Annotated in this window: 25 protein-coding genes and 1 other annotated feature; of the genes, 22 read left to right on the top strand and 3 right to left on the bottom strand. The window is 45.8% G+C overall.

What is annotated here, in order from left to right; genetic code table 11:
* Positions 1-28: 28 nt before the first annotated feature.
* From K6G33_RS06790 to K6G33_RS06685, 22 genes are all read left to right on the top strand, one after another.
* Complete coding sequence (locus K6G33_RS06790; RefSeq protein ID WP_296777634.1) at positions 29-703, top strand: TIGR00266 family protein; 675 nt, start codon at positions 29-31, stop codon at positions 701-703.
* Positions 700-843 (top strand): hypothetical protein, encoded by a 144-nt coding sequence (locus K6G33_RS06785; RefSeq protein WP_296777630.1) that lies wholly within the window; start codon positions 700-702, stop codon positions 841-843. Before K6G33_RS06790 ends, K6G33_RS06785 begins: the two co-directional genes overlap by 4 nt.
* A 109-nt stretch (positions 844-952) precedes the next feature.
* Positions 953-1210, top strand: a complete 258-nt coding sequence (locus tag K6G33_RS06780; RefSeq protein WP_296777628.1) for a hypothetical protein — start codon at positions 953-955, stop codon at positions 1208-1210.
* A 151-nt stretch (positions 1211-1361) separates the two neighbouring features.
* Positions 1362-1611: a binding site (T-box leader), on the top strand.
* Positions 1612-1684: 73 nt separating this feature from the next.
* Positions 1685-3349, top strand: coding sequence for a 2-isopropylmalate synthase (locus K6G33_RS06775; RefSeq protein WP_296777626.1), 1665 nt, complete (start codon positions 1685-1687; stop codon positions 3347-3349).
* A gap of 18 nt (positions 3350-3367) precedes the next feature.
* Positions 3368-4636, top strand: a complete 1269-nt coding sequence (gene leuC, locus K6G33_RS06770; protein WP_296777624.1) for a 3-isopropylmalate dehydratase large subunit — start codon at positions 3368-3370, stop codon at positions 4634-4636.
* Positions 4633-5124: a 3-isopropylmalate dehydratase small subunit gene (gene leuD, locus K6G33_RS06765; protein ID WP_296777621.1), complete on the top strand. Its 492-nt coding sequence runs from the start codon at positions 4633-4635 to the stop codon at positions 5122-5124. Before leuC ends, leuD begins: the two co-directional genes overlap by 4 nt.
* A 72-nt stretch (positions 5125-5196) precedes the next feature.
* Positions 5197-6897, top strand: coding sequence for a biosynthetic-type acetolactate synthase large subunit (ilvB, locus tag K6G33_RS06760; RefSeq protein ID WP_296777619.1), 1701 nt, complete (start codon positions 5197-5199; stop codon positions 6895-6897).
* A 10-nt stretch (positions 6898-6907) separates the two neighbouring features.
* A complete protein-coding gene (ilvN, locus tag K6G33_RS06755; RefSeq protein WP_173450313.1) occupies positions 6908-7408 on the top strand; it encodes an acetolactate synthase small subunit in 501 nt (166 codons plus the stop codon).
* Positions 7409-7485: 77 nt separating this feature from the next.
* Positions 7486-8559, top strand: a complete 1074-nt coding sequence (leuB, locus tag K6G33_RS06750; RefSeq protein WP_296777614.1) for a 3-isopropylmalate dehydrogenase — start codon at positions 7486-7488, stop codon at positions 8557-8559.
* A gap of 367 nt (positions 8560-8926) precedes the next feature.
* Positions 8927-9643: a hypothetical protein gene (locus K6G33_RS06745; protein WP_296777612.1), complete on the top strand. Its 717-nt coding sequence runs from the start codon at positions 8927-8929 to the stop codon at positions 9641-9643.
* Positions 9644-9693: 50 nt separating this feature from the next.
* Positions 9694-10410 carry a hypothetical protein gene (locus K6G33_RS06740; protein WP_296777610.1) on the top strand — a complete coding sequence of 239 codons (717 nt, stop codon included), beginning with the start codon at positions 9694-9696 and terminating at the stop codon, positions 10408-10410.
* On the top strand, positions 10407-10784 hold the full coding sequence (locus K6G33_RS06735) for a RidA family protein (protein WP_296777609.1): 378 nt from the start codon (positions 10407-10409) through the stop codon (positions 10782-10784). The genes K6G33_RS06740 and K6G33_RS06735 overlap by 4 nt, the downstream gene beginning before the upstream one ends.
* An 81-nt stretch (positions 10785-10865) precedes the next feature.
* A complete protein-coding gene (locus K6G33_RS06730; RefSeq protein WP_296777607.1) occupies positions 10866-11201 on the top strand; it encodes an SdpI family protein in 336 nt (111 codons plus the stop codon).
* A gap of 18 nt (positions 11202-11219) precedes the next feature.
* A complete protein-coding gene (locus tag K6G33_RS06725) occupies positions 11220-11705 on the top strand; it encodes a hypothetical protein (RefSeq protein WP_296777604.1) in 486 nt (161 codons plus the stop codon).
* A gap of 175 nt (positions 11706-11880) precedes the next feature.
* Positions 11881-12813, top strand: coding sequence for a quinolinate synthase NadA (gene nadA / locus K6G33_RS06720; protein ID WP_296777602.1), 933 nt, complete (start codon positions 11881-11883; stop codon positions 12811-12813).
* 1 nt (position 12814) lies between these two features.
* Positions 12815-13852, top strand: a complete 1038-nt coding sequence (hydE, locus tag K6G33_RS06715) for a [FeFe] hydrogenase H-cluster radical SAM maturase HydE (RefSeq protein ID WP_296777601.1) — start codon at positions 12815-12817, stop codon at positions 13850-13852.
* Between the two features lie 142 nt (positions 13853-13994).
* On the top strand, positions 13995-14939 hold the full coding sequence (locus tag K6G33_RS06710) for a hypothetical protein (RefSeq protein ID WP_296777598.1): 945 nt from the start codon (positions 13995-13997) through the stop codon (positions 14937-14939).
* A gap of 13 nt (positions 14940-14952) precedes the next feature.
* Positions 14953-15921, top strand: a complete 969-nt coding sequence (locus K6G33_RS06705; RefSeq protein ID WP_296777597.1) for a hypothetical protein — start codon at positions 14953-14955, stop codon at positions 15919-15921.
* Positions 15918-16874 carry a hypothetical protein gene (locus K6G33_RS06700; RefSeq protein WP_296777595.1) on the top strand — a complete coding sequence of 319 codons (957 nt, stop codon included), beginning with the start codon at positions 15918-15920 and terminating at the stop codon, positions 16872-16874. Before K6G33_RS06705 ends, K6G33_RS06700 begins: the two co-directional genes overlap by 4 nt.
* Positions 16875-16887: 13 nt before the next feature.
* Positions 16888-17826: a hypothetical protein gene (locus K6G33_RS06695; RefSeq protein ID WP_296777593.1), complete on the top strand. Its 939-nt coding sequence runs from the start codon at positions 16888-16890 to the stop codon at positions 17824-17826.
* 12 nt (positions 17827-17838) lie between these two features.
* Entirely contained in the window at positions 17839-19365 is a 1527-nt protein-coding gene (locus K6G33_RS06690) for a sialate O-acetylesterase (RefSeq protein WP_296777590.1), read from the top strand.
* 20 nt (positions 19366-19385) lie between these two features.
* Complete coding sequence (locus K6G33_RS06685; RefSeq protein ID WP_296777588.1) at positions 19386-20156, top strand: type III pantothenate kinase; 771 nt, start codon at positions 19386-19388, stop codon at positions 20154-20156.
* A 270-nt stretch (positions 20157-20426) separates the two neighbouring features.
* Here K6G33_RS06685 and K6G33_RS06680 read toward each other — a convergent pair whose 3' ends face one another.
* The 3 genes from K6G33_RS06680 to K6G33_RS06670 are packed head-to-tail and all read right to left on the bottom strand — an operon-like array spanning position 20427 to position 24009.
* Complete coding sequence (locus K6G33_RS06680) at positions 20427-21278, bottom strand: hypothetical protein (protein WP_296777586.1); 852 nt, start codon at positions 21276-21278, stop codon at positions 20427-20429.
* Positions 21250-22542: an AAA family ATPase gene (locus K6G33_RS06675; RefSeq protein ID WP_296777584.1), complete on the bottom strand. Its 1293-nt coding sequence runs from the start codon at positions 22540-22542 to the stop codon at positions 21250-21252. Before K6G33_RS06675 ends, K6G33_RS06680 begins: the two co-directional genes overlap by 29 nt.
* A gap of 30 nt (positions 22543-22572) precedes the next feature.
* Positions 22573-24009: a restriction endonuclease gene (locus K6G33_RS06670; RefSeq protein ID WP_296777582.1), complete on the bottom strand. Its 1437-nt coding sequence runs from the start codon at positions 24007-24009 to the stop codon at positions 22573-22575.
* Between the last annotated feature and the right edge of the window lie 930 nt (positions 24010-24939).

Raw genomic sequence — 24939 nt, 5'->3', positions numbered from 1 at the left:
ATATTATCAATACAAGGAGGTATGTCAAATGAGATATACTATAATCGGAGACACTGTTCCTGCTGTTGAATGTGAACTCAACGCAGGCGAATCAATGTACACACAGTCAGGCGGCATGATATGGCAGTCCGAAGGTATCAAAATGTCAACAAATGCCCGCGGCGGTATCGGCAGAAGCCTCGGAAGAATATTCACAGGCGAATCTATATTCATGGCTAACTATACCGCTGAAACAGCAGGCGCAAAGATCGCTTTCGGCGCAACAGTCCCTGGTGATATAGTGCCTGTAAGCATCACTCAGAACGGTCTTATATGCCAGAAACACGCTTTTCTCTGCGCAGAACAGACCGTTGACCTCAAGGCAATATTCACAAAGAGAATAACCTCGGGATTATTCGGCGGTGAAGGCTTTATCCTCCAGCAGCTCTTCGGTCAGGGCATGGCTTTCCTCGAAGTTGACGGCGATAAGGTAGAACGCTACCTTAACCCGGGTGAAGTCCTCAAAGTTGATACAGGAAACGTCGTTGCATTTGAACCTACCGTAAAGTATGAGATCGAAACAGTAAAGGGTCTCGGTAATATACTCTTCGGCGGCGAGGGACTCTTCCTCACACGTCTTACAGGTCCGGGAAAGGTCATTCTCCAGACTCAGAACTTCAACGACTTCGCAGGTGCTATACTTGCAATGGGAGTAAAGCGTTGAAACATTGGCTGATAGCAACTGCTGTTGCTGTAATATACCTGCTTTTCAGCGTATTTACAGGACTCTGGCAATTATCATGGATAATCTGGGTATTCTACGGGATATACAGGATAGCCGACTATATAAAATCACAGCAGTAAGCCGAGCGATGCTGCACTTTATCCACGTTGCCGCTCGCAAACCCGCTTACTCTCAACAAAACCGTTCCGCTTACAGCACTTTTTGTCAACAGATAATGAGGTGACGCTTATGTTTATATTCGGTTTCCCCGTTGTGGGCTTGCAGTATATGACAAACGGCATGGAAATGTTCCGCATGGCTGCCGAAAACAAGGCTGTTCCCGCATGGAACGGCAATAAATGGCGCTGCGTATGCGGACAGGAGAACAGTACCAACTTCTGTCCCGAGTGCGGTGCAAAAGCACCCGTGAAGCCGTGGAAATGCTCCTGCGGCAGAGAATGCAGCACTAATTTCTGCCCCGACTGCGGCAGTAAAGCCCCTGTTTAATGCATAACTGATGTATCCGCTGACGACCAATGGTCGTCCCTGCACAGTGTTTCATCATACAATTGTGCTGTGAGCGAGCGGCAACGCTGCAAAATTTCGGCAGGGTCTTGACAAAGTTGGATTTTCCGTGTATAATAACGTTATAATATTTAAAAATGCGATGAAGGGAATAAAAACTCTTGCCATGCTTCACAGAGAGCTGCCGTTTGGTGAAAGGCAGTACCCATGTATGAGAAATAACTCCTCCCCGAGCAGCCGACCCAAAGAAGCAGCGCTTCAAGTAGGCTCGGACGGGCGCTCCCGTTACAGAGATATGCGTTGATCCGACGCGGATAAGTGGGTGTAATTCTTACATCAAGAAGAGTGGTACCACGGAGTATTATCAAAACTTCGTCTCTTCCATGCCAGCGCATGGAGGAGACTTTTTTATTACCCTCCTGCATTGAGCAAACGGATCGGAATGGAGGTTTTTATATGAATAATGTCAACAAGTACACAAGACAGTTCTTTGAAGCACCGCAGACCGAAATGAAATGGACAAAGAAGTCCTATATCGACAAAGCTCCCCAATGGTGCAGCGTCGATCTCCGCGACGGCAATCAGGCTCTCGTGATCCCCATGAGTCTCGGCGAAAAGCTGGAATTCTTCCAGAAGCTGGTGGATATCGGCTTTAAGGAGATAGAGATCGGCTTCCCTGCTGCTTCCGAGACAGAATACGACTTCTGCCGCACCCTCATCGAGCAGGATCTCATTCCCGACGATGTTGCCATACAGGTGCTCACCCAGTCCCGCGAGCATATCATCGAAAAGACCTTCGAGGCGCTCAAGGGCTGCAAAAACGCTATAGTACACCTCTACAACTCCACATCTGTAGCTCAGCGTGAGCAGGTCTTCCGCAAGAGCAAAGAGGAGATAATAGATATCGCGGTGAGCGGAGCCAAGCTCTGCAAGGAGTACCGCGAGAAATACGAGGGCAATTTCCGCTTTGAGTACTCTCCCGAGAGCTTTACAGGCACAGAGCCCGATTTCGCTTTAGAGATCTGTAATGCAGTCCTCGATGTGTGGCAGCCTGCTCCCGACGACAAGGTCATAATCAATCTCCCCGTAACGGTACAGCTCTCAATGCCGCATATTTACGCAAATCAGGTGGAGTATATGTGCGAGAACCTGAAATACCGCGACAACGTCATAGTATCGCTCCACCCCCACAACGACCGCGGCTGTGCTGTCGCAGATACGGAATTCGGACTCCTTGCAGGTGCAGAGCGAGTTGAGGGAACTCTTTTCGGCAACGGCGAACGCACAGGAAATGTGGATATAATCACTCTCGCTATGAATATGTACTCGCAAGGCGTTGAGCCTGATCTGGATTTCAGCGATATACCTTCACTCTCCGAGACTTACTCGCGCCTGACCCGCATGGGTATTTACGAACGTCAGCCATATTCGGGCAAGCTGGTATTCGCAGCCTTCAGCGGCTCTCATCAGGACGCTATCGCAAAGGGTATGAAATGGCGCGAAGAAGGACACGACCGTTACTGGACAGTACCGTATCTCCCTATCGACCCTGCCGACCTCGGAAGAGAGTACTCCGCAGACGTTATCCGCATCAACAGTCAGTCGGGCAAGGGCGGCATAGGCTATATCCTCGAAACACGCTTCGGCTACGACCTGCCTAAGAAGATGCGCGAGCACGTCGGCTATCTCGTCAAAGGCATCTCCGACCGCAAGCACAAGGAGCTTCTCCCCGACGAGGTCTACGATATCTTCAAGAACAATTATGTGGATATAACAGCTCCTATCAACATCAGCGAGACCCACTTCATACAGCGGAACGGCATCGAAGCGACTATAAGCTTCGATTACAACGGCAGAAAGGTAACTGCTACCGATACGGGCAACGGTCGTCTTGATGCTGTCAGCAACGCTGTACGCTCGTATACAGGCGCAGACTACAGTTTAAACAGCTACTCCGAACACGCCCTTGAAGTGGGCTCGGCTTCAAAGGCTGTATCCTATGTGGAGATAGTCACAAAGGACGGCAGGAGCTTCTGGGGAACGGGTATCGACAACGATATCATAACATCTTCAGTCAAGGCTCTTGTCAGCGCTGTAAATAATATGCTCAAAACCGCATGATAAAGGAAGTGTGAAAATATGGCAATGACAATGACGCAGAAAATTCTTGCGGCTCATTCGGGAAAAGAGTCCGTCAGCGCAGGAGAGCTTATCCTCGCAGACCTCGACCTCGTCCTCGGAAATGATATAACCTCTCCCGTAGCTATCAAGGAGTTCCGCAAGCTCGCAAAAGACAGCGTGTTCGACAAAAACAAAGTCACCATGGTCATGGATCACTTTGCTCCGAATAAAGACATAAAAGCCGCCGAGCAGTGCAAGATGTGCCGCGATTTCTGCAATGAAAATGATATCACTCATTTTTATGATGTGGGAGAAATGGGCATCGAACACGCTCTGCTCCCCGAAAAAGGACTGGTCAGCGCAGGAAACGTAGTTATAGGCGCTGATTCACACACCTGCACCTACGGCGCTCTCGGAGCTTTCTCAACAGGTGTGGGCTCAACAGATATGGCTTGCGGAATGGCTACAGGCAAGGCGTGGTTCAAAGTTCCCTCAGCCATAAAGTTCAACCTCACAGGCAGTCTCCGCAGATACGTTTCAGGCAAGGACGTTATTCTCCACATAATCGGAAAAATAGGCGTTGACGGAGCGCTTTACCGCTCTATGGAGTTCACAGGCGAGGGACTTTCCTCACTGACTATGGCTGACCGCCTCTGCATTGCGAATATGGCTATCGAAGCAGGCGCGAAGAACGGCATATTCGAGGTGGACGGCATCACCCTCGAATATATCCGCGAACACGGCGGCGCAGAGCCTGTTATATACAAGGCTGACCCCCATGCGGAATATGATGAGATCATAGATATCGACCTCTCGGGAATAGAGCCTACCGTAGCTTTTCCGCATCTTCCCGAAAACGCCAAGACCTTCTCCGAGATAGGCGAAGTGAAAATAGATCAGGTGGTGATCGGCTCTTGTACCAACGGCAGACTCGAAGACCTCATTGCCGCTGCCGAGATAATGAAGGGACACAAATGCGCGAAAAATGTCCGCGTTATCGTTATCCCCGCAACTCAGCAGATATACCTTGACGCTATGGAAATGGGACTTATCCGCACATTCATCGAGTGCGGCGCGGTAGTCTCCACCCCTACCTGCGGCCCTTGTTTAGGCGGATATATGGGTATCCTCGCAGCAGGCGAAAGAGCTGTTGCCACTACGAACCGCAACTTCGTGGGACGTATGGGTCACCCCGAGTCAGAAGTGTACCTTGCAAGTCCTGCAACAGCGGCTGCAAGCGCTGTAACAGGCAGGATAACAAGTCCATGGGAGGTTATGGGAGTATGAAATACACTGGAAATGTTATAAAGTACGGCGACAACGTGGATACCGACGTTATTATCCCTGCACGTTACCTCAATACCAGCGACCACGCAGAGCTTGCGAGCCACTGCATGGAGGATATAGACAAGTCCTTCGTGAACCGCGTAAAACAGGGCGATATCATGGTCGCAGGCGAGAATTTCGGCTGCGGCTCGTCCCGTGAACACGCTCCTATAGCTATAAAGGCAAGCGGTATATCGCTGGTCATCGCAGGGAGCTTTGCGCGTATCTTCTACCGCAACGCTATCAATATCGGTCTTGCTATCGTGGAATGTCCTGCGGCTGCCAAGGAGATAAGCGAGGGCGACAAGGTGGAAGCAGACCTCGATAACGGCATTATCCGCGACCTCACCACAGGCAGGGAATACAAAACAGCTCCTTTCCCCGAATTTGTCCAGAAGATTATCGAAAACGGCGGACTTATGCAGTCTATCGTCAATGGAGTGATATAATTGCAGGGAACGCCGAGGGCGGCGTTCCCTGCAAAAAATCCATATTTACACCAAAGCAAAGGACGTTTTAATATGAAAATATCAGGTGCAAAAATTGTCGTTGAGACCCTCATCGAGCAGGGCTGCGACACTATTTTCGGCTACCCGGGCGGTCAGGTCATAGATCTGTTTGATGAGCTTTATACCGCCCGCGACCGCATAAAACAGATACTTACCGCTCACGAACAGGGAGCTGCTCATGCTGCGGACGGCTATGCCCGTGCTACAGGCAAGGTGGGCGTGGTCATAGCTACATCGGGTCCTGGTGCTACAAACCTCGTAACAGGAATAGCTACGGCTTTCCTCGACTCTATTCCTATGGTGGCTATCACGGGAAATGTCTCCTGCGACCAGATAGGTCGGGACAGCTTTCAGGAAGTCGATATCGTCGGCATAACCATGCCCATAACAAAGCATAACTTCATCGTCAAGGACATAAACGAGCTTGCGGATACTCTCCGCACAGCCTTTAAAATAGCCAAATCAGGCCGCCCGGGCCCTGTCCTCGTGGATATACCCAAGGACGTTCAGACTGCTCTGTGTGAATTTGAAGCCAATACTCAGCCTGTTATCCCATATCCCCTCACTCTTGCTTCGGAAAAGCAGCTGCAAATGGCTGCGGATATGATAAACAGCTGTGAAAAGCCTTATATCTACTTCGGAGGCGGTGTCATCACAGGCAAGGCTTCCGAGCAGGTAAAAGCTCTCGCAGAAAAGATTGATGCACCTATGGGCTGCTCTCTCATGGGACTTTCGGCTATTCCCCATAACGAGCCGCACTTCCTCGGTATGCAGGGTATGCACGGACACTTTGCTTCTTCTATGGCTAAAAACGAAGCCGATCTCATTATCGCTCTCGGTGTGCGTTTCAGCGAACGTGCTACAGGAAATACGGAACATATCAAGAGAACTCACAGTATTATCCACATAGACATCGACGGCGCAGAGCTCAACAAGAACATCTCCGCCGACCTCACTATCCGCAGCGATATAAAGGACTCCCTTGAAAGGCTGCTGTTCATGGTCGAGGAGAAAAAACACCCTCAGTGGCTGGAGTGCATCGCTCAGCTCAAAGATGAGGAGCTGAAACGCACCGATTCCGCGCTGAAGCTCGCCAGAAAAAAGCGCAGCAGCCGAACCGAGCTCAGTCCATACGATATAGTCGATACTGTCAGTGCAAGAGCTGACGAAAATACTCTCATCGCTACCGATGTGGGTCAGCACCAGATGTGGACTGCTCAGCGGTATCCCTTCAAAAAGCCCCGTACCTTCATAACAAGCGGCGGTCTGGGCACTATGGGCTACGGACTTGGCGCAGCTATCGGCGCTTCCATAGCTACAGGCAGAAAAACAGTTCTTTTTACAGGCGACGGAAGCTTCGGCATGGACCTCAATGAGCTTGCAACGGCTGTAACTCAGAAGATACCCGTGGTGATCGTTGTAATGAACAACAATGTTCTGGGTATGGTTCGTCAGTGGCAGACCCTTTTCTACGACAAGCGCTATTCCAGCACTACCTTCGACCGCATGACAGATTTCGTAAAGGTGGCTGAAGCCTTCGGCGCTAAGGGGGGCAGAGCTTCCACACTGTCCGAGCTGGAAAAACTGGCGGACGAAGCCTTTTCCTGCGATACGCCTTTCATTATAGACTGCATGGTGGACAGCGACGAAATGGTTCTTCCTATGATGCCCCAGGGCGGTTCTATAAACGATATGATAACGGAAATAAAGTGAGGTGGCATTAATGGATCAGTATGTTATAGGAGTTATAGTTGCAAACGTTTCAGGTGTGCTTTCAAGAGTATCGGGTATGTTCACGCGCCGCGGCTTCAATATCGACAGCCTTACCGTGGGTGAGACCGAATCAAGCGGCTTTTCGCGCATCACTATCGCTTTCCACGGCGACGAGGACATAAAGGAGCGTATCCTACAGCAGCTCCAGAAGCTCCACGATGTCAGGGAAGTCGAGGTCCTCGACAACAAGGACACCGTTATACGCGAGCTTCTCCTCATAAAGGTCAGAAACAAGGCTGACGTGCGTCAGGACATAATGACTGCCGTTGAGATATTCCGCTCAAAGATTGTGGACTACTCCCCGACCTCTCTCACCTGCGAGCTTACAGGCGAGACTTCAAAGATCGACGCATTTATAGAGCTTCTCAAACCCTTCGGCATCATGGAGATGTGCCGCACGGGTATCGTGGCTATAGAACGCGGCGAGAACTGTCTCAAAACCGTCAAATAATCAGTGAGCCGTGTCGCGGTCGATGTTGTGCGCCCCTACACTGCTTTATACTCTCAACTAAAAAAGGAGATACTAATATGGAGTTCAACATAGCTCTTTTAAAGGGCGACGGCATTGGCCCGGAAATAGTGGACAGCGCCGTTGCAGTGCTCGAAAAGACAGCAGATAAGTTCGGACATAAATTCAATTTCACGCCTTATCTCATCGGCGGCTGCGCTATCGACGCAACAGGTATGCCCCTGCCGCAGGAGACCGTGGACGGCTGCCTTGCTTCTGACAGTGTGCTTCTCGGAGCTGTGGGCGGTCCGAAATGGGACGACCTCGCAGGCGATATCCGCCCCGAAAAGGCTCTCCTCGGGATACGCTCCGCACTGGGACTGTATACGAATCTCCGTCCTGCAAAGCTCTACCCTGCGCTGAGAGCAGCTTCTCCGCTGAAAGACGAGATAGTTGGCGGCGGCTTTGATATACTCATCGTCCGCGAGCTCACAGGCGGTATCTACTTCGGCGACCGCGGCTTCCGCGAGGGCAGGTACGGTCACGAGGCTTACGACACCGAGGCTTACAGCGTCACCGAGATCGAGCGCATCGGCAGAGCCGCCTTTGAAGCCGCTGTAAAGCGCAGCAAGCGACTTTGCAGCATCGACAAGGCTAATGTCCTCGAAACATCAAGGCTCTGGCGCAAGACTACGCACAAGCTCGCTGAGGAATACCCCGAAGTGAGCTATACGGATATGTTCGTGGACAACGCCGCTATGCAGCTCGTCCGCGACCCTCGTCAGTTCGACGTTATTGTAACGTCCAATATGTTCGGAGATATACTTTCAGATGAAGCATCACAGATAACTGGCTCTATCGGTATGCTGGCTTCGGCTTCTCTGGGAGCGTCAAAGCGCGGTCTTTACGAGCCTATACACGGCTCAGCACCTGACATTGCAGGTAAAAATATTGCCAATCCTATAGCTACCATACTTTCGGGAGCTATGATGCTAAGATACTCCTTCGGACTCGCAAAGGAAGCCGATGCTATCGAAGCTGCTGTGGATAAGGTGCTGAACGACGGCTGCCGAACAACTGACCTTATGGGAACGGACAAGGGTACGCCTCTCACCTGCACGGAGATGACCAAAAGGATACTTGAAGTTCTTTGATTCTCGTCACAAGTTCAAGCGAACCTATCTATAGTTTTTCAGAATATGTACATTCCGTTTCACCCACTTTTTCACTCTCCAAACATTACAAAGAATGATATTTTCTATCCTTGATTATAATTTTTTTCTATAGCTCATGATAATTCAAAAGTGTCATATCTCCCCGTATCACGAGAAGATCTCGTTGCAGTCGGTGAAAGAGTTATGCTGTGTAATGTGAAAATATATCATAATATGCTGATGTATATATGTTGCAGGATTTGGGATGATTTTTTAATTTTATCCTCTTGACAAATCTCAGCAAAAAGATTATCATATGCATATACTCACGATACAAATATTTCGCTAAACTTCAAGGAGATATATCATGAAAAGGGAATTATTTGGGTTTTCAGCTTTTATTTTCGCAGCAGCGCTCGTGGGGTGCGGCGCTGACAAGGAGAAAAATGCGGACAATAAAGACAAAGCTGAAACAACTACTGTTGCAGAGAATCCTGCTGATAGTATACAGTCCGCAACCATTGATAGCAACATTGAAATAACTACCGTAGAAGAGAATACCGCTGAGGAAGACAACATCGTTTCTAAAAGCGCTCCTGACATAAAAGAGTATGCAGGTGAATTAGTCTTGACAGGCTTCGGCACAATCAATGACGGTTACCCTGATATAGATGCCAATAAAATTATCGACGCAAGCGAAGATGACCCTGCAACTATCTCAGAGGACGGAACGCTCCATTTCAACGGAAAGGATTATAAGCTTATCCCCGAGGGCGTAATCAAGCCGCAATATTCTGATAAAGACTTAATAGTCTACAGTATTGAGGGAAGCGGATTCGATTTCGACAAATATTCTAAAAATGTCTACTCACTAACTTCAAGAAAATGTCTGGATAAGGATTATGAAGGTCCTGCATTTCTGACAATATCACAATGGGACACACATTCCGGTGATGAGGACTATTCATATAATTTATATTCATTGCAGATCACGGAAAAAGGCGATGATGACAGTGCTTTAGACATATCGTCCGCTTTAAAGGGCAGCCACGGCGATCCCCACTGTCAAATAAGAGATACGTAAATCGTCGATTGACCCAAAAAAATTTCTTACCGATCCAAGGAGAATATAAAATGAAAAAAGGATTATTGGGACTCTCAGCTTTTATTTTCGCAGCAGCGCTCGTGGGGTGCGGCGCTGACAAGGAAAAAAATGCGGACAATAAAGACAAAGCTGAAGCAACTACCGTGGCAGATGAAACTACTGCGGCAAAAGACGACGCTGAAGACAGCGCCAAAGAAAATACCACAAGCCAAAAGGACAAGGAAACTGCCGACCCTGTCAGCATAAAGGATATTGCAGGAACTTATCACAAAACAGGTCATGCATATATGGGAGATTACCCCGATGATCTGAAAAATATCGACGATAAGCTCAAGGAAGATCCTCTTACTGTATCAGAGGACGGAACGCTTCACTTCTGCGGAAAGGACTACAAGCTCAACGAAGAAGGCGTAAAGGAAGAAGCAAATATTTTCAGTATCGAAGGCAGCGGCTTTGACACTTCAAAATATACGGGCGTATTCAGCTGCAAGGCTGATAAGGACTATGAGGGACCTTGTGCATTTATCAAGACAACAACTCATATGACCGTAAATGACGTGGACTGCCCTTACGATACATATATGCTCCTCCTTAAACAGTCAGGCACCGAAGAATGCTTCGGCTATATCTCTTTTGATACGGGCGAGGCAAGCGAGGACACATGGAGCTTCGACTGGGACGACGAAGATGACAGCGATGAGGTTTCCGAGTCTGAAGTATTAATACAATGGAGGAATAAGTCATGATAAAGATCCACACAGAAAAAGCTCCCGCAGCCGTGGGACCGTACTCACAGGCAATAGTTTCACGCGGAATGGTATACACAAGCGGTCAGATCGCTATCGACCCTGTTACAAATACCGTCACCGCTCAGACTATCGAGGAGCAGACCGAGCAGGTCATGAGGAATCTCGGTGCTGTACTCGCAACAGCAGGTTCTTCATTCGCAAAGGCTGTAAAAACTACCTGCTTCCTTGCAGATATGAACGACTTTGCAGCATTCAACGAGATATACGGCAAATACTTCACATCTCTCCCTGCAAGAAGCTGTGTGGCTGTAAAAACATTGCCTAAGGGTGTACTTGTAGAAGTTGAAGTCATTGCAGAAAGCGAACTGTAATAGATCTTTCTGTAAAATATTGCAAGTATATACAGCGGGCGGATCCTATCCGCCCCTGTATTTTATATGGGAGGATAAATCATGGACGTTGTTATTATCGTCAATATCATAGTTTCACTCAGCATCATGCTGGGCGGTCTATGTATGAAAAAATACGCGGACAACACCGAAGATCATTCCATAGGCTTCAAAACCGCAAGAGCTATGGCAAACAACGATACATGGCGCTTTGCAAACAGCAAATGCGGCAATATCTGGAGCATTATCGGTATAGCTGCTTTTGTTCTGACTATCGCCTGCCTGTTCATGCTGCCGAAACTTTGCTTCGCGGTGCTCATACTCCTGTTCGCAGCCGTGATGATATCGGCTGTATGGGTGGAGATACAGCTGAAAAACATTTTCGACACGGATAAATAACAAGAAAAGAGATGCTCTATGTCTTACAAGATAAAAAACGAAAAATTAAGCTCCGCTTTATGGTTTATCGCTGCCTTCTTACTCTTATTCACCGCTACTTATTATTCTGCTATCAGGGGAATGCATTTTAATATCATGTGTACCACAGCCTTAGGTATCGTAGGTATGCTCTTCTTTTTCGTCGCACAAACTGTCCGCACCGTTGTCACTATCAATGATGATAACATTACAATAAAACACCTCTTTTCAAATAAGATCATTCCATTCAGCAATATCTCAGATGTCAAGATAGAACGCTACAAAAGAAGGCACAAAAATGCCTATATCGAGCAGCGTATGCGCATGAAACTGTTCCTTGCCAATGGTAAAAAAATCGTGCTGAACGATACCGCTATGGACACCAACGGCGCTTTGGACCTGTTGGTACGCAGCTCAAGAGTCCTTCCCGATGAGAAAGTTGTGCTCTATAAAGTCTTTCAGGCGATAAGCGAAAAAATATTCTGACAATGTTCATACACCTCTGTTCACTGCGGACAGAGGTGTTTCTTTTTTACTTGAAATTATATCATATTTGTGGTATAATCAATAAAATGGGCAAATTATAATCACAGTCCTTAGCCATTAGCTGACGGCTGGATCATTATTCACCGCCCCCGCAAGTCGAAAGGAAGTTTTCATCATGAACGTTCGTGAATTACAGGATCAGATCATAAAGCTAAAAAAGGAGACAAACACCGCTATACTCGCACACTGCTATCAGGCGCGTGAGATATGCGAAATAGCCGATTTCGTCGGTGACAGCTACAAGCTCAGCGTTGACGCAAAGGGCGTTTCACAGGAGAATATCCTCTTCTGCGGTGTCCACTTCATGGCTGAGACTGCCAAGATGCTCTCGCCTCAGAAGCGCGTATTCCTCTCCAACAAACACGCAGGCTGCCCTATGGCTGAACAGATGGACAGAGACATGATAAGCGCTGTTCGCGCACAGGAGCCCGACCGTACTGTTGTTGCTTATATCAATACCACAGCTGCTCTCAAGACCGTTTGTGATGTATGCGTCACTTCGTCAAGTGCCCTGAAAATAGTCAAGGCTCTCGACAGCGACAAGATACTTTTTATCCCCGACTGCAATCTCGGCGACTATATCAAAAAGCAGTGCCCCGACAAGGATATCAAGCTCCTTCATGGCGGCTGTCCAACTCACGCAAGGATAACCACTAAGGAGGTGCTCGCTGCTAAGGAGGAGCACCCCGACGCGCTGTTCCTCGTACACCCCGAGTGTACTCCAAAGGTGGTCGAGCTTGCAGACTACGTTGGCTCAACTACGGGCATCATGAACTTCGCTAAGAAGTCCGACAAGAAAGAGTTCATCATCGGCACAGAGAATTCTATCGTGGAGCATCTTCAGTACGACTGTCCCGACAAGAAGTTCTACCCCGTTAGCCGTGACCTTGTCTGTCACAATATGAAGCTCACCACTCTCCCCGATATATACAACACTCTCGTTGGTATCGGCGGCGGCGACGGTGACGCTTTCGAGATTCTCATGGACGACGAGCTCATTGCACAGGCAAGAAAATGCATCGACGAAATGATAAGGCTGGGCGGCTGATATGACTGATATCGTTGAAAAACTCCGCAATACCTCAGACCTCTCCGATGAGGAACTGGCTGCACTTATAGAGACCGATGACAGGGACGCTGCCGAACTCCTCCGCAGATACGCCGACGAGACACGACAGAAAAACTACGGGAAAAAGGTCTTTCTCCGCGGACTTATCGAGGTCTCCAGCTATTGCAAGAACGACTGCCTTTACTGCGGTATCCGCCGCAGCAACAAGGACGCTGATCGCTACCGACTGTCCCGCGAGGAGATAATGAGCTGCTGCGAAAACGGCTACGGACTGGGATTCCGCACCTTCGTTATGCAGGGCGGCGAGGACGGCTCCTTCACGGACGATCTCATGTGCTCTGTTATATCCGAGATAAAAGAAAAGTACCCCGACTGCGCCGTGACGCTCTCCCTCGGTGAGCGTTCTTTCGAGAGCTACAGGCGCATGAAGGAGGCCGGCGCGGACAGATACCTGCTCCGCCACGAGGCTGCTTCACAGGAGCTGTACAGCAAGCTCCACCCAAAGGAGATGAGCCTGCAAAACCGCAAGGACTGCCTCTTTGCCCTGAAAGAACTGGGCTATCAGGTGGGCGCGGGCTTCATGGTGGGAGCTCCTTATCAGTCCACAAAACATATCGTGGCTGACCTTCGCTTCTTACAGGAGCTTCAACCCCAGATGATCGGCATAGGGCCTTTCGTACCCCACCATAATACGCCTTTCGCAGAAGAAAAAGGCGGCACTCTTGAACTTACCCTGCGGCTTCTCGGAATACTCCGACTGATGTTCCCGAAGGTGCTCCTGCCCGCTACAACTGCTCTGGGCACTATCGCTCCAAACGGCAGGGAGCTGGGTCTGCAAACGGGCTGCAACGTTGTAATGCCGAACCTTTCACCTGTAAAGGTGCGCAAGAAGTACGACCTCTACGACAATAAGATATGCACAGGCGAAGAAGCTGCCGAGTGCCGCGGCTGTCTGCAAAGAAGAATAGAGTCCGCAGGCTACGAGATAGCCTCTGAGCGCGGCGATTGCATAGATTAAATTTATATTTGCAGGGGACGGCATCCTCGTCGTCCCGTTGTAGGGGCGGATATTATCCGCCCGTTAAGGGACGATCTCTCTTGCAGGGCGTTCCTCTACAAACAGCTCAACTGACAATTTATTGAATTTTAAGGAGAATATAATGCGAGTACGTTTTCATCTTCCTGATTTTTCGGGAAATTTCAAGCTTAATCTGCTGTTTGCCGAAATGCTCACGCACCGTCCCGAATTCTTCCGCGAGGGCGTTGAGATCGCTTCGTTCTACGGAGTTTTCCCGCCTTCCATCTGGAACGGCGGCAGAACTCAGGGCGGCGTGTGCGACAAGACCTTCATAAAGCACGTTATAAAGGCTTTCAACGACAGAGGTATACCGCTCCGATTTACATTCACTAACCCTGCTCTCGAAAAGAAGCACCTCAGCGATCAGTTCTGCAATATGGTGCTGAATCTTGCCAACAACGGCTTGAACGAAGCTATCGTCATGTCGCCTATGCTGGAGGACTATATCCGCAGGAACTTCCCGAACTACAAGCTCACAAGCTCTACCTGCAAGCGCCTTGACTCTATCGAGGGACTTCTTGAAGAGCTGAAAAAGGATTATCACATCGTCGTTATGGACTATGACCTTAACAACAGGTTCGAGCTTCTGGAGCAGATACCTGCGGAGGACAGACCTCGCATCGAGCTGCTGTCAAATGCCTGCTGCGAGCCTAATTGTCCTCGCCGTTCTGCACACTATCACTCCATAGGCGTTCAGCAGATAGCCTACAACGAGCATATCAAAAAATACCCCAACCTGCCTTTTGACGCTTCAAAATACGACCCCGACCACTTCCGCGACTGCCCTTACTCACAGAGAGGTCTGTTCGAGATAAGAGGTCTGCGCACACATATCTCCCCTGATGATATCTGGGAAAAATACGTGCCTATGGGCTTTGAACAGTTCAAGATCGAGGGCAGGACTGCAAGCCCTATCAATGTACTCGAAACTTATATGTACTATATGGCAAAGCCCGAATGCCGTGACGAAGCACGTTTCACGCTGCTGAAATCAATGGAGAATACGGGTGCGCTAACTTTCAAATAACAGGAGGGATAATATGAAAGTCAGGTTCCATTTACCCGATTTTACAGAACACTTCAAGCTCAACTATGTTTTTGCACATATGCTCAAAGCTCGTCCCGATTACTTCCGCGAGGGAGTTGAGATAGCGTCCTTCTACGGCGCTTTTCCGCCTTCCATCTGGAACGGCGGCAGAACTATCGGCGGTCAGTGCAGCGAGAACTTCGTTAAAACTGTCATCAAGACCTTCAACGATATGGGCATACCGCTCCGATTCACTTTCACTAATCCCGTTCTGAAAGAAGAACATCTCTATGACCCGTTCTGCAACATGGTCATGCGCCTTGCCGATAACGGCATGAACGAGGCTATCGTCAATTCTCCGCTCCTTGAGGACTATATCCGCAAGACCTACCCCAACTACAAGCTCACAAGCTCTACCTGCAAGCGTCTCGACAGCATAGAGGGTCCCATTAACGAGCTGAAAAAGGACTACAGCATCGTTGTTCTCGATTACGACCTGAACAACCGCTTCGACCTGCTGGAAAAGATCCCTCCCGAGGACAGAGGAAGGGTGGAGCTCCTCGCAAACGCCTGCTGCGACCCGGGCTGCAAAATGCGCAAGGAGCACTATGACCTCATAGGTCAGCAGATGATATACTACAACCAGCACCTAAAAGAACACCCTGATGTACCCTTCGACATCAACGACTATACCGACAACAGCATCACCAATAAAATAAAGTGCGGCTGCCGTGAGCGTACCCTCTACCAGACCACGGGACTGAGACACCATATCACTCCCGATGCTATATGGGGAAAGTACGTACCTATGGGCTTCGAGCAGTACAAGCTCGAAGGAAGAACAGCAGGCAATCTGTACATCATCGAATGTTATATGTACTACATGACAAAGCCCGAACTGCGCGACGAGGCAAGAATGATGTTCTTCTACAACCTCGATGCCAACGGCGTTATACAGTACGAGTCAGGAGGCAGAAAATGAGAGCACGTTTCCATTTACCGGGTATTTCCAAAAATTTTGCATTTAATGTAGTATTCGCTCAGATGTTTAAAAACTGCCCCGATTACTTCCGTGAGGGCGCTGAGATAGCTTCGTTCTTCGGTACATTCCCGCCCGCAGCTTGGAACGGCGGCAGAAGCGTAATAGGCAGATGCGACGAGGGCTTCATAAAACAGGTATTGAGAGTATACAACAACCTCGGCATACCTGTCCGATTTACTTTCACAAATCCATGCATCACCGAGGAGCTCCTCCACGATGAGTTCTGCAATAAGATACTGGAGCTCGCTTATAACGACATGAACGAGGTCATCGTCAATTCACCGCTCCTTGAGGACTATATCCGCGATAAGTACCCGAACTACAAGCTCACAAGCTCTACCTGCAAGCGCCTTGATACTATCGACGGCCCTATCAACGAGCTGAAAAAGGACTACCATATCGTCGTCCTCGACTACGACCTGAACAACAAGTTCGATCTCCTCGAAAAGATACCCGCAGAGGACAGAAACAGAGTGGAGATACTCTGCAATACCCTCTGCAACCCAAAATGCAAAAGACGTAAGGAGCACTACCGCCTTATCGGTGAATTCTCCATAGCTTATAACGAATACGTAAAGAGCGGCAAGACAACGCCTTTCGATATTAATGAATACTATGAGATCAACGAGGCAAATACTATTCACTGTGAATGCTACGGCAGAAACGCCTTTGATATAAGAAAGCTCGCTAATCATGTAAGTCCTGATGATATCTGGGATAAGTACATACCTATGGGCTTTGAACAGTTCAAGATCGAAGGCAGAATGGCAGGAAGAGTATTCCTCACCGAGAACTACCTCTACTACATGGTGAAGCCCGAATGCCGTGACGAAGCCCGTCTTATGCTGCTCTACAACCTCGAAAAGAACGGCATAATCCGTATTGATAAATAAGGTGGGACGATAAATGAAAGCAAGATTCCATCTCCCGGGCATATACACCCATTTCAAGTTCAATCTCATATTCGCAACCGTCCTCGAACAGTTCCCGCAGTACTTCCGCGATGTGGAGATAGCTTCGTTCTACGGTGCTTTTCCCCAGTCCATATGGAACGGCGGCAGAACTCAGGAGGGTCTGTGCGATAAGAAGTACGTGAAAATGGTGCTCAATGCCTTCAACGAAAAGGGCATACCCGTAAGGTTCACATTCACAAACCCTGCCCTTGAAAAGAAACATCTCAACGATAAGTTCTGCAATATGGTCATGAGCCTGGCAAACAACGGTCTTAATGAAGCTATCGTGGTATCGCCTCTCCTCGAAGACTATATCCGCAAAAACTATCCGGAATTCAAGCTGACAAGCTCTACCTGCAAGCGCCTCGACGACGGCGAAAGACTTGCCGCAGAGCTGGAAAAAGACTACAGCATAGTCGTGGTCGATTACGACCTGAACAATAAATTCGATATCCTTGAAAAGCTGCCCCACAAGGACAAGTGCGAGTTCCTTGTGAACTCAAACTGCCGCCCTGCCTGTCCAAACAGAGCACAGCACTACTACAACGTGGGCGTTCAGCAGATAAACTATGCAAACCATATGCGCAAATACCCCGACCAGCCCTACGATCCTATTATCTTCGGCGACGGCAAGGATCAGAACTGCCCGTTCTTTACGCGGAACATCTTCGATGTACGCGACCTGAGTACCAACATAAGGCCCGATGATATATGGGACAAGTACCTGCCTATGGGCTTCAGTCAGTTCAAGATAGAGGGCAGGACCGCATGGCTTTTCAACCTCATCGAAACCTACGTCTATTACATGGCAAAGCCGGAATTTGCCGATAAGACGCGTTATACCCTTATCGACTTCTGCAACGCCAACAACGTCATAACCGTCAACGAATAAAGGAGACAGCAAATGAAGATCGCATCTGTTTTCAGCGACAACATGGTGCTCCAGAGAAACAGGAATGTCCGCATCTTCGGCACCTGCACCGACAATGAAAAAGCTATAACCGTTACCCTGCACGTTTTCGGACAGGATATCTCTGCCCGCGCTGTAATAAAAAACGGCTCGTGGGAAGCCGTCCTGCCGCCTACGAAGGAATGCAGCTCCTGTACACTTGAGGTGTCATGCGGCGCTATAAAAAAGGTATTCAATAATGTTGCCATAGGCGAGGTATGGCTGGCAGGCGGTCAGTCCAACATGGAGTTCGAGCTTCACAACGACAAGAACGGCGCAAAAGAGCTTGCAGAGTGTTCGGCTGAAAACGTAAGATACTACTACACGCCGAAATGTCCCATAGAGAGCGAGCTCGCAGAAGCCGAAAAGGATACGGGCTGGACTCTCGCATCGGAAAAGTATTCACAGGCATGGTCGGCTGTGGGCTATTACTTCGCTAAGGAGCTGAGCCGAATTCTCGGCGTTACCGTCGGTGTTATCGGCTGCAACTGGGGCGGCACATCCGCTTCTGCATGGATAGACCGTCAGTACCTCGTGCAGGACAGCCGCCTGCGTCCATATATCGACGAGTACGAGGCAGCAATAAAAGGAAAGTCCGACGAGGAAATGATCGCGGAGTACGATGAATACTGCAAATATCAGGAAAAATGGCAGAAGAACGTCGCTGACTGCTTCGCGGAAGACCCATGTATGGAATGGGACAAGGTCGTGGCAAGATGCGGCGAAAACCGCTTCCCGGGTCCTCACGGCATAAAAAACCCCATGCGTCCCTGCGGTCTTTATGAGACTATGGTCAAGAGGATAGCTCCCTACACTCTCGCAGGTGTGCTCTGGTATCAGGGCGAGTCCGACGACCACCGTCCGCACACGTATGAAGTCCTGCTGAAAGCTCTTATCGAGAACTGGCGTGAGCTGTGGAAGGACTGCGGACTGCCGTTCATGATAGTTCAGCTGCCTATGTTCAGATACGATGACGTTCCCGACACAAAGAGCTGGGCTTATATACGTGAGGCTCAGGAGAACGTATACCTCACCGTGCGCAATACGGGTATTGCATACGCACTGGACTGCGGAGAACTCAACAATATCCACCCTACGGACAAAGCTCCTGTAGGTCACAGACTTTATATGCAGGCTATGACAGAGGTCTATGGTCTTATGAGCAGGAGTATGTCATTGCCGCCGATGTACGAAAGCTATGAGGTACAGGGCTGCACCATGCTCATCAAGCTCACAAATCATGAGAAGGGTCTGGGCGGCAAGAACGAAAACTGCCTTGACGGCTTCGAGCTTGCAGGCGCTGACGGCGTGTTCTGCCCTGCAAAGGCAAAGGTAGCTCTGCCGTACATCGAGCTGACCTGCGACGAGGTGAAGATACCTGTCGCCGCTCGCTTCAAATGGATCAACTACGCAGATGTGAACCTTTTCGGCGTGAACGGACTTCCTCTGCCGCCGTTCCGCACGGATAAGACTCTAAACTGAACTCAATAAGGAGGCATTTTATGCTTTTAGCAGTAGATATCGGCAATACAAATGTAGTTTTCGGTTGTGTTGACAGCAATGACAAGGTGGTGCTCTTCGAGCGTATAAGCACTAACCACAATGCAACTGCCGCTGAGTATGCCGTACTCATAAAGACTATCCTCGAAATGAACAGCTTCAATGTAAAGGATATCGACGACGCTATCATGTCATCGGTCGTTCCGTCCGTCACAAATACGGTCAAGGAGGCTATCCGCAAGCTCTTCGGCGTTGAAGTCATGGTGGCAGGCCCTGGCGTGAAAACAGGTCTGAATATCCTCATCGACAACCCTGCGCAGCTGGGCAGCGATCAGGCTGTTGACGCTGTTGCGGCTATAAATCAGTACCCCGTTCCGCTCATTATCATCGACATGGGTACAGCTACGACCCTCTCGGTCGTTGACAGCAAGAAGAACTACCGCGGCGGTCTTATACTCACAGGTATGAAGGTCGCTGCCGACGCGCTCACAGCACGTACAGCTCAGCTCCCAAAGGTCAATTTTGAAGTTCCGCCCCATGTTATCGGCACGAACACTATCGACTGCCTGAAAAGCGGCATACTCTACTCCAACGCAAGTGCTCTCGACGGCATAATCGAACGCATCGAGGAGGAGCTGGGCGAGAAGTGTACTGCTGTAGCTACAGGCGGTCTCTCGGAACTTGTCGTGCCGCTCTGCAAGCGCGATATAATCCTCGATAACAACCTCCTTATAAAGGGACTTGCTATCATCTACAGAAAGAACAAGAAGTAATATCAAAAAAGTTGATTTATCTATGAATGGGATTCCAAAGGGACTGTGTTCCTTTGGTCAGGTCAAGGGCTGACAGCCCTTGTGGGGTGTGGGGCAAAGCCCCACATATAACCTCCAAGCGCTTCGCAAAGGGTGAATTTTAAAACAGTCCAGTGGACTGTTTTAAAAGAGGGAACGCCTTGCAACGTAAGATTTCCTTATCAAAGAATATCAAACCGAATAGGAAGACAGCCGTCTCTTACGAGGCGGCTTATTATGTATCATATCTAGTTATACAAAAGTTCGACTTTGATTCATTCTCAATAATCTAACCCCTGTGTTTGCTGAATAATTGGTTAATCTTTCATAAAGTTGGCTTTTCTCAAAATCATCTAATCTGTATGCACCTCTTAATACTTGTCCAATAGTTTTAATAATTATGCCTTTCCTTCCATCACAGATACATTTAAAATAGTTAATAAAATCATGACCTTGGGTAAAGAATGGCAAATCGTCATTATCGAAAAAAGCTAAGTGTCCGTCAACATCAGTTTTGCATTGAAATAATCGCTCCTCTTGTTTGTCTGCATTGATATTCTTTAATTCAATAAATACTAATTCGTTATCAAAAAAGCATTCATTTTCATTCCAAGCATTTGAATATGAAAAGCCATCGAACCTTATTCCCCATTCTCTTTCGCTATTAAGTTTTCTAAACAATGTTAACCATTTAAGATCATAAAAAATTTTAGATCTTAATTCGTCAATACTCAACTCACCATCATAAAACTGATAACATAATGATTGCCAAGTCATATCATTCATAATCATCATTACTTCAAGACAAGAATAATCATAATAAAACATTCTCTGATGTTCGGTTACTGGATCGCAGTCTTTATCTCGTATCCCAATTACTCTATCATCATTAATTTCAGATATAATCTCTAAGACACCATGCTTTCCAGAAAAAGATTCGACAATATCCACATCTTCGTTTAATTTTCCTTTAAAGAAACGGCAATCGTCTTCACCTTCAACAACAATAAATGATTTTTTATGCTCATAATCACTGTATAGTAGTAATCTGATCTCAGAAATTGCTGTTTCTTTATCAAGATAATTCCTTATTGAGTTGCTCATGATATTTATCTCCTAAATCTATTTGAATATCCCAATGATTATTAATAATCTGAGGTGAATGAGTTGCAACTACTATTTGAATATTATTATCTTCAGCAACTTTTAACAAATCATCCATAAACTTTTTTTGCCAAGATATATGCAGAGATATCTCTGGTTCGTCAATCAGAAGTAGCAATTCAGATTTTGTATTGAAAATGAGATCATAAAATAGAACTATCTCTTGTTTTTCTCCAGAGGATAATTGAGAGAGTCTTAATTTGTGATCTTTATTATCTGAATCAACCACTTCAAATCCTTTTTGACGTGAAATATTTATCTCTTTAAAAGACAATCTTTGATTGATAATCTGTGTAAAAAGATCAAGTTTTTTTATTAATTTCTCAAACACAGCATACTTTTTGGTAAAATCATCAAAATAGATTTTTAAAGCTTCTGCAAATTTATCAGTATAACTTGTGTCTTCTATTATTTTCATGTCAACTAAGCCATATTTAATTAGTTTCTTTAACTTAGAATTTGTCTCATCAAGTTTTTCATTAAAATCCGTCTCATTCGATATTCCTTCTTTTGCAGCAAACAGTCTTTTAGGATATGAACCATCTAAGGAATTAGCAACTTTTGAATATTCAGAATAAACAATGTTTATTTCTTCTTTTAGTTGATTGGGCAATTCTGATATAACATCTATGATTCTTTCTTCGTCACGCCTTATATTTTCTCTCTTTATTAATCTTTGTTCTGAAATAAAACGTACTTCTCCACACCCAACTTTATATTTGTCAAATGAGTTGTTCAATTTTTCATATCTATCCAGCGTTTTTAAATAATTTAAGGAAACGCTATTATTAGCTATAATATTATCTAACATTCCACCATAAAAATTACTATTTTCATTTGTACGGTCTATATAAAAATCTTTTTTGTGTTCAGAAGAATTTCTTATCAATCTACTATAATTATCAAGTAAAGTTTCATCGCTCATTAACTTTCTATTACTGACTATAATTCCATTAAAATTAATATAGTTATTCTCTTTTTTCACCTTAAATGAGTCGCAATTATCAAATTCAATTTTAATTTCATCAAATTTAATTTGATGAAAAAAATAATAATTTTTACTACTAAGTGCATCAATAACTCTTAATATTGTGGATTTTCCAAATCCATTTGGTCCAGTTATTATAGTCACACCTCCGTCTTTAAGAGTAATGTCATAACAAAACCTTCCAAAAAGATTATTTATAGTTATTCGCTTTATCATTTTTTACCTCCATTAATACATAAGAATAATTTACTGATTAAGATACATAAGCTTTTCTTTGAGAATATTCCTGTCCCAAAGTACTACACCGTTTGATTCGGCAAGTTTTATTGCAGATTTAGTAAAGAAATTATTAGTAACAACAATGGCTTTATTCAAGGAATAATATGTTTTACCTGCAACAACTTCTTGAATTGCAGAATTGCCAACTTGTCCAGAATAGCATTTTGCTTGAATGCCGTATTTGAAGCCGTTTTTAGTTGCAATTACGTCAACTCCTTGATCTCCTGTAGCTTTTGTTACTTCCGCATCATAACCCATTTTCCTAAAGAGTTTGGCAATGAGTTCTTCAAATTCAGTTCCGTCCATTAAATCAATATCGTCAATTGAGGTGAATAATTTTTTGTTGCTTGAACTATTAGACGAGAAAAGCAAATTCTCCATTGATTTTAAAGATGTATCCTTTGACACTTCTTCAATGCAAGAAAGAATTTCATTTACGGTTTTTATGTCAGGTTGATTAATAGGATCATTTAGCTTGTAACAATAGTAATAGATGAACGTAGATACAGCTTCTTTGTTCCCAAGAGAGATCATATCATTATTATAACAATCCTGTATGTAGTCTTTTAAATTCCTGTCACCAATATCGCCACATACGCAGTATTCAAGCCATTTATCATGGTATAGTCTCATCAGGTTTTGATTAAATAGTAGCCAAGCCAAATCCGAAGAATCAGAATCTGAGAGAGAATATCTTTGCTGAATAATCTTTTTGAAGTTTTCAAGCATATTACTTGCATCATCTAATGGTTTTATTATTTCTTTGTTTGCTTTTTGAAGGCTTGGATTACTATATAAGAATTGATATCTGAACCCAATAATCATTTTTTTATATCTGTATAAATCATCATACTCAATACCAAATCTTTTAAGAAATCTTTGAATATTGCGTTCATTAGAACTATTATTTAATGGAACAAGATTCCTAAGAATAGATTCTTTATTTCTTATGTAATTGTTTTTTAACGAAAGATATAATTCGATATCATTAACGACGTTTTTGTCAAATAATGATATGAGATTAGAAACAGCATTTCTTATTTCATCAAAGTCATATGTGACCAATTCATTCCTTAATGTATTAATATATCTTTCTTTTTTTACAGTATCGAAAAATATGATCTTATCATACCCCTCAATAACTGCTTGTTTAAGTTCGTTATATTTGACTTTCCAGCTTGTATCATTATCATCTTTTAATAAAGAATCAATTTTTGATTCCAAGAACTTATTGCTTAAACCATAGCTTTCTTCATCTGGGTAACAATATGGACAATAAAGGTGTTTTGATGTATCAATAACGGTAGTTGTATCTGTTCCTTTATCGAATACTTCAATTTTATCTATTGAAGTAGAAACGATTCTTTCATCTGACTCAATGACTATTTTATCTTCATATACCATAAAATCACCTCGTAATGATTGATAGGATGTGAATTTTCAAAGGCTACAACCATTATATCATAACTGCACACAGCAGTCAACATCAAGAGCGATAATTGTCGTTTTTGCACAGCCTGGATTAATTGTTGTGAATATTAAAATAAGATGTCTTCATTTATATAAATGAAGATTAGTTCCCATAATAAATAATAGAGATCCATACAGCGCTTGTGACTTAAATAGTTGCAGGCACTGTTTTTTTGTTCAATATGAATGCCGCAAACGCACACACGATTGTACAACTATACAAATCAATGTGAAAATTATGTGAAATGGGTATGCAAAACGCCCTTCCCAGTTCCCTATAAGTAGAGGGGCAAATCAGGAACTTGAAAATTGAATATCCTGCGCAGGAGTGATACACAGCAGTTAAGTGCGCCGCGACAGCTTGGAGGGGCTTAGCGCATCGAGCTGTGAAATACTTCTCTCACGTCACGCAAGGCGGAATGAAAGGAACGGTACTGCGCAATGGCAAAAAATGTATTTAAAAACAGGTCAATTTGCAATAAGGATACTGCTCCCACATTTTTCCTCAGAACGTTGAAATGTTACGTTGACAGGGACAGCAGCGGCAGCAAATTGATGTGCAATAAAATAATGTCCCTGCCGCCCCTGAGATGTTTTTAAACGCTGATATATCTTCGCAAACGCTCAATTGTAGTCATAACAGTTCTCATAATTATGCTGTCCCTGAGTTTAATAATTGTCGTTTTGAAAGAATTGAAATTGTTACCTGATTTTATGCAAAACTATGTATGCTAAAATAAAACTGAGCCAGTTAGCCTCAAAATGATAATAAAAAAATGAGCCACTAAAATAAAAATCCTGTATAATAAGAGAAAGAGCTTGTGTACAGGAGGAACAAGGAGCGGCAATAGCAATGGAGATCTA

Source organism: Ruminococcus sp. (assembly GCF_024691275.1).
Lineage (GTDB): Bacteria > Bacillota > Clostridia > Oscillospirales > Ruminococcaceae > Ruminococcus.
Note: the sequence above shows the minus strand (reverse complement) of the source record. Positions and strands in the feature narration are given on the sequence as shown.

Excerpts from the sequence above, each read along its gene's own strand:
- K6G33_RS06790 (WP_296777634.1), top strand. The coding sequence starts at position 29 with ATGAGATATACTATAATCGGAGACACTGTTCCTGCTGTTGAATGTGAA.
- K6G33_RS06780 (WP_296777628.1), top strand. The coding sequence starts at position 953 with ATGTTTATATTCGGTTTCCCCGTTGTGGGCTTGCAGTATATGACAAAC.
- K6G33_RS06775 (WP_296777626.1), top strand. The coding sequence starts at position 1,685 with ATGAATAATGTCAACAAGTACACAAGACAGTTCTTTGAAGCACCGCAG.
- leuC (WP_296777624.1), top strand. The coding sequence starts at position 3,368 with ATGGCAATGACAATGACGCAGAAAATTCTTGCGGCTCATTCGGGAAAA.
- leuD (WP_296777621.1), top strand. The coding sequence starts at position 4,633 with ATGAAATACACTGGAAATGTTATAAAGTACGGCGACAACGTGGATACC.
- ilvB (WP_296777619.1), top strand. The coding sequence starts at position 5,197 with ATGAAAATATCAGGTGCAAAAATTGTCGTTGAGACCCTCATCGAGCAG.
- ilvN (WP_173450313.1), top strand. The coding sequence starts at position 6,908 with ATGGATCAGTATGTTATAGGAGTTATAGTTGCAAACGTTTCAGGTGTG.
- leuB (WP_296777614.1), top strand. The coding sequence starts at position 7,486 with ATGGAGTTCAACATAGCTCTTTTAAAGGGCGACGGCATTGGCCCGGAA.
- K6G33_RS06745 (WP_296777612.1), top strand. The coding sequence starts at position 8,927 with ATGAAAAGGGAATTATTTGGGTTTTCAGCTTTTATTTTCGCAGCAGCG.
- K6G33_RS06740 (WP_296777610.1), top strand. The coding sequence starts at position 9,694 with ATGAAAAAAGGATTATTGGGACTCTCAGCTTTTATTTTCGCAGCAGCG.
- K6G33_RS06735 (WP_296777609.1), top strand. The coding sequence starts at position 10,407 with ATGATAAAGATCCACACAGAAAAAGCTCCCGCAGCCGTGGGACCGTAC.
- K6G33_RS06730 (WP_296777607.1), top strand. The coding sequence starts at position 10,866 with ATGGACGTTGTTATTATCGTCAATATCATAGTTTCACTCAGCATCATG.
- K6G33_RS06725 (WP_296777604.1), top strand. The coding sequence starts at position 11,220 with ATGTCTTACAAGATAAAAAACGAAAAATTAAGCTCCGCTTTATGGTTT.
- nadA (WP_296777602.1), top strand. The coding sequence starts at position 11,881 with ATGAACGTTCGTGAATTACAGGATCAGATCATAAAGCTAAAAAAGGAG.
- hydE (WP_296777601.1), top strand. The coding sequence starts at position 12,815 with ATGACTGATATCGTTGAAAAACTCCGCAATACCTCAGACCTCTCCGAT.
- K6G33_RS06710 (WP_296777598.1), top strand. The coding sequence starts at position 13,995 with ATGCGAGTACGTTTTCATCTTCCTGATTTTTCGGGAAATTTCAAGCTT.
- K6G33_RS06705 (WP_296777597.1), top strand. The coding sequence starts at position 14,953 with ATGAAAGTCAGGTTCCATTTACCCGATTTTACAGAACACTTCAAGCTC.
- K6G33_RS06700 (WP_296777595.1), top strand. The coding sequence starts at position 15,918 with ATGAGAGCACGTTTCCATTTACCGGGTATTTCCAAAAATTTTGCATTT.
- K6G33_RS06695 (WP_296777593.1), top strand. The coding sequence starts at position 16,888 with ATGAAAGCAAGATTCCATCTCCCGGGCATATACACCCATTTCAAGTTC.
- K6G33_RS06690 (WP_296777590.1), top strand. The coding sequence starts at position 17,839 with ATGAAGATCGCATCTGTTTTCAGCGACAACATGGTGCTCCAGAGAAAC.
- K6G33_RS06685 (WP_296777588.1), top strand. The coding sequence starts at position 19,386 with ATGCTTTTAGCAGTAGATATCGGCAATACAAATGTAGTTTTCGGTTGT.
- K6G33_RS06680 (WP_296777586.1), bottom strand. The coding sequence starts at position 21,278 with ATGAGCAACTCAATAAGGAATTATCTTGATAAAGAAACAGCAATTTCT.
- K6G33_RS06675 (WP_296777584.1), bottom strand. The coding sequence starts at position 22,542 with ATGATAAAGCGAATAACTATAAATAATCTTTTTGGAAGGTTTTGTTAT.
- K6G33_RS06670 (WP_296777582.1), bottom strand. The coding sequence starts at position 24,009 with ATGGTATATGAAGATAAAATAGTCATTGAGTCAGATGAAAGAATCGTT.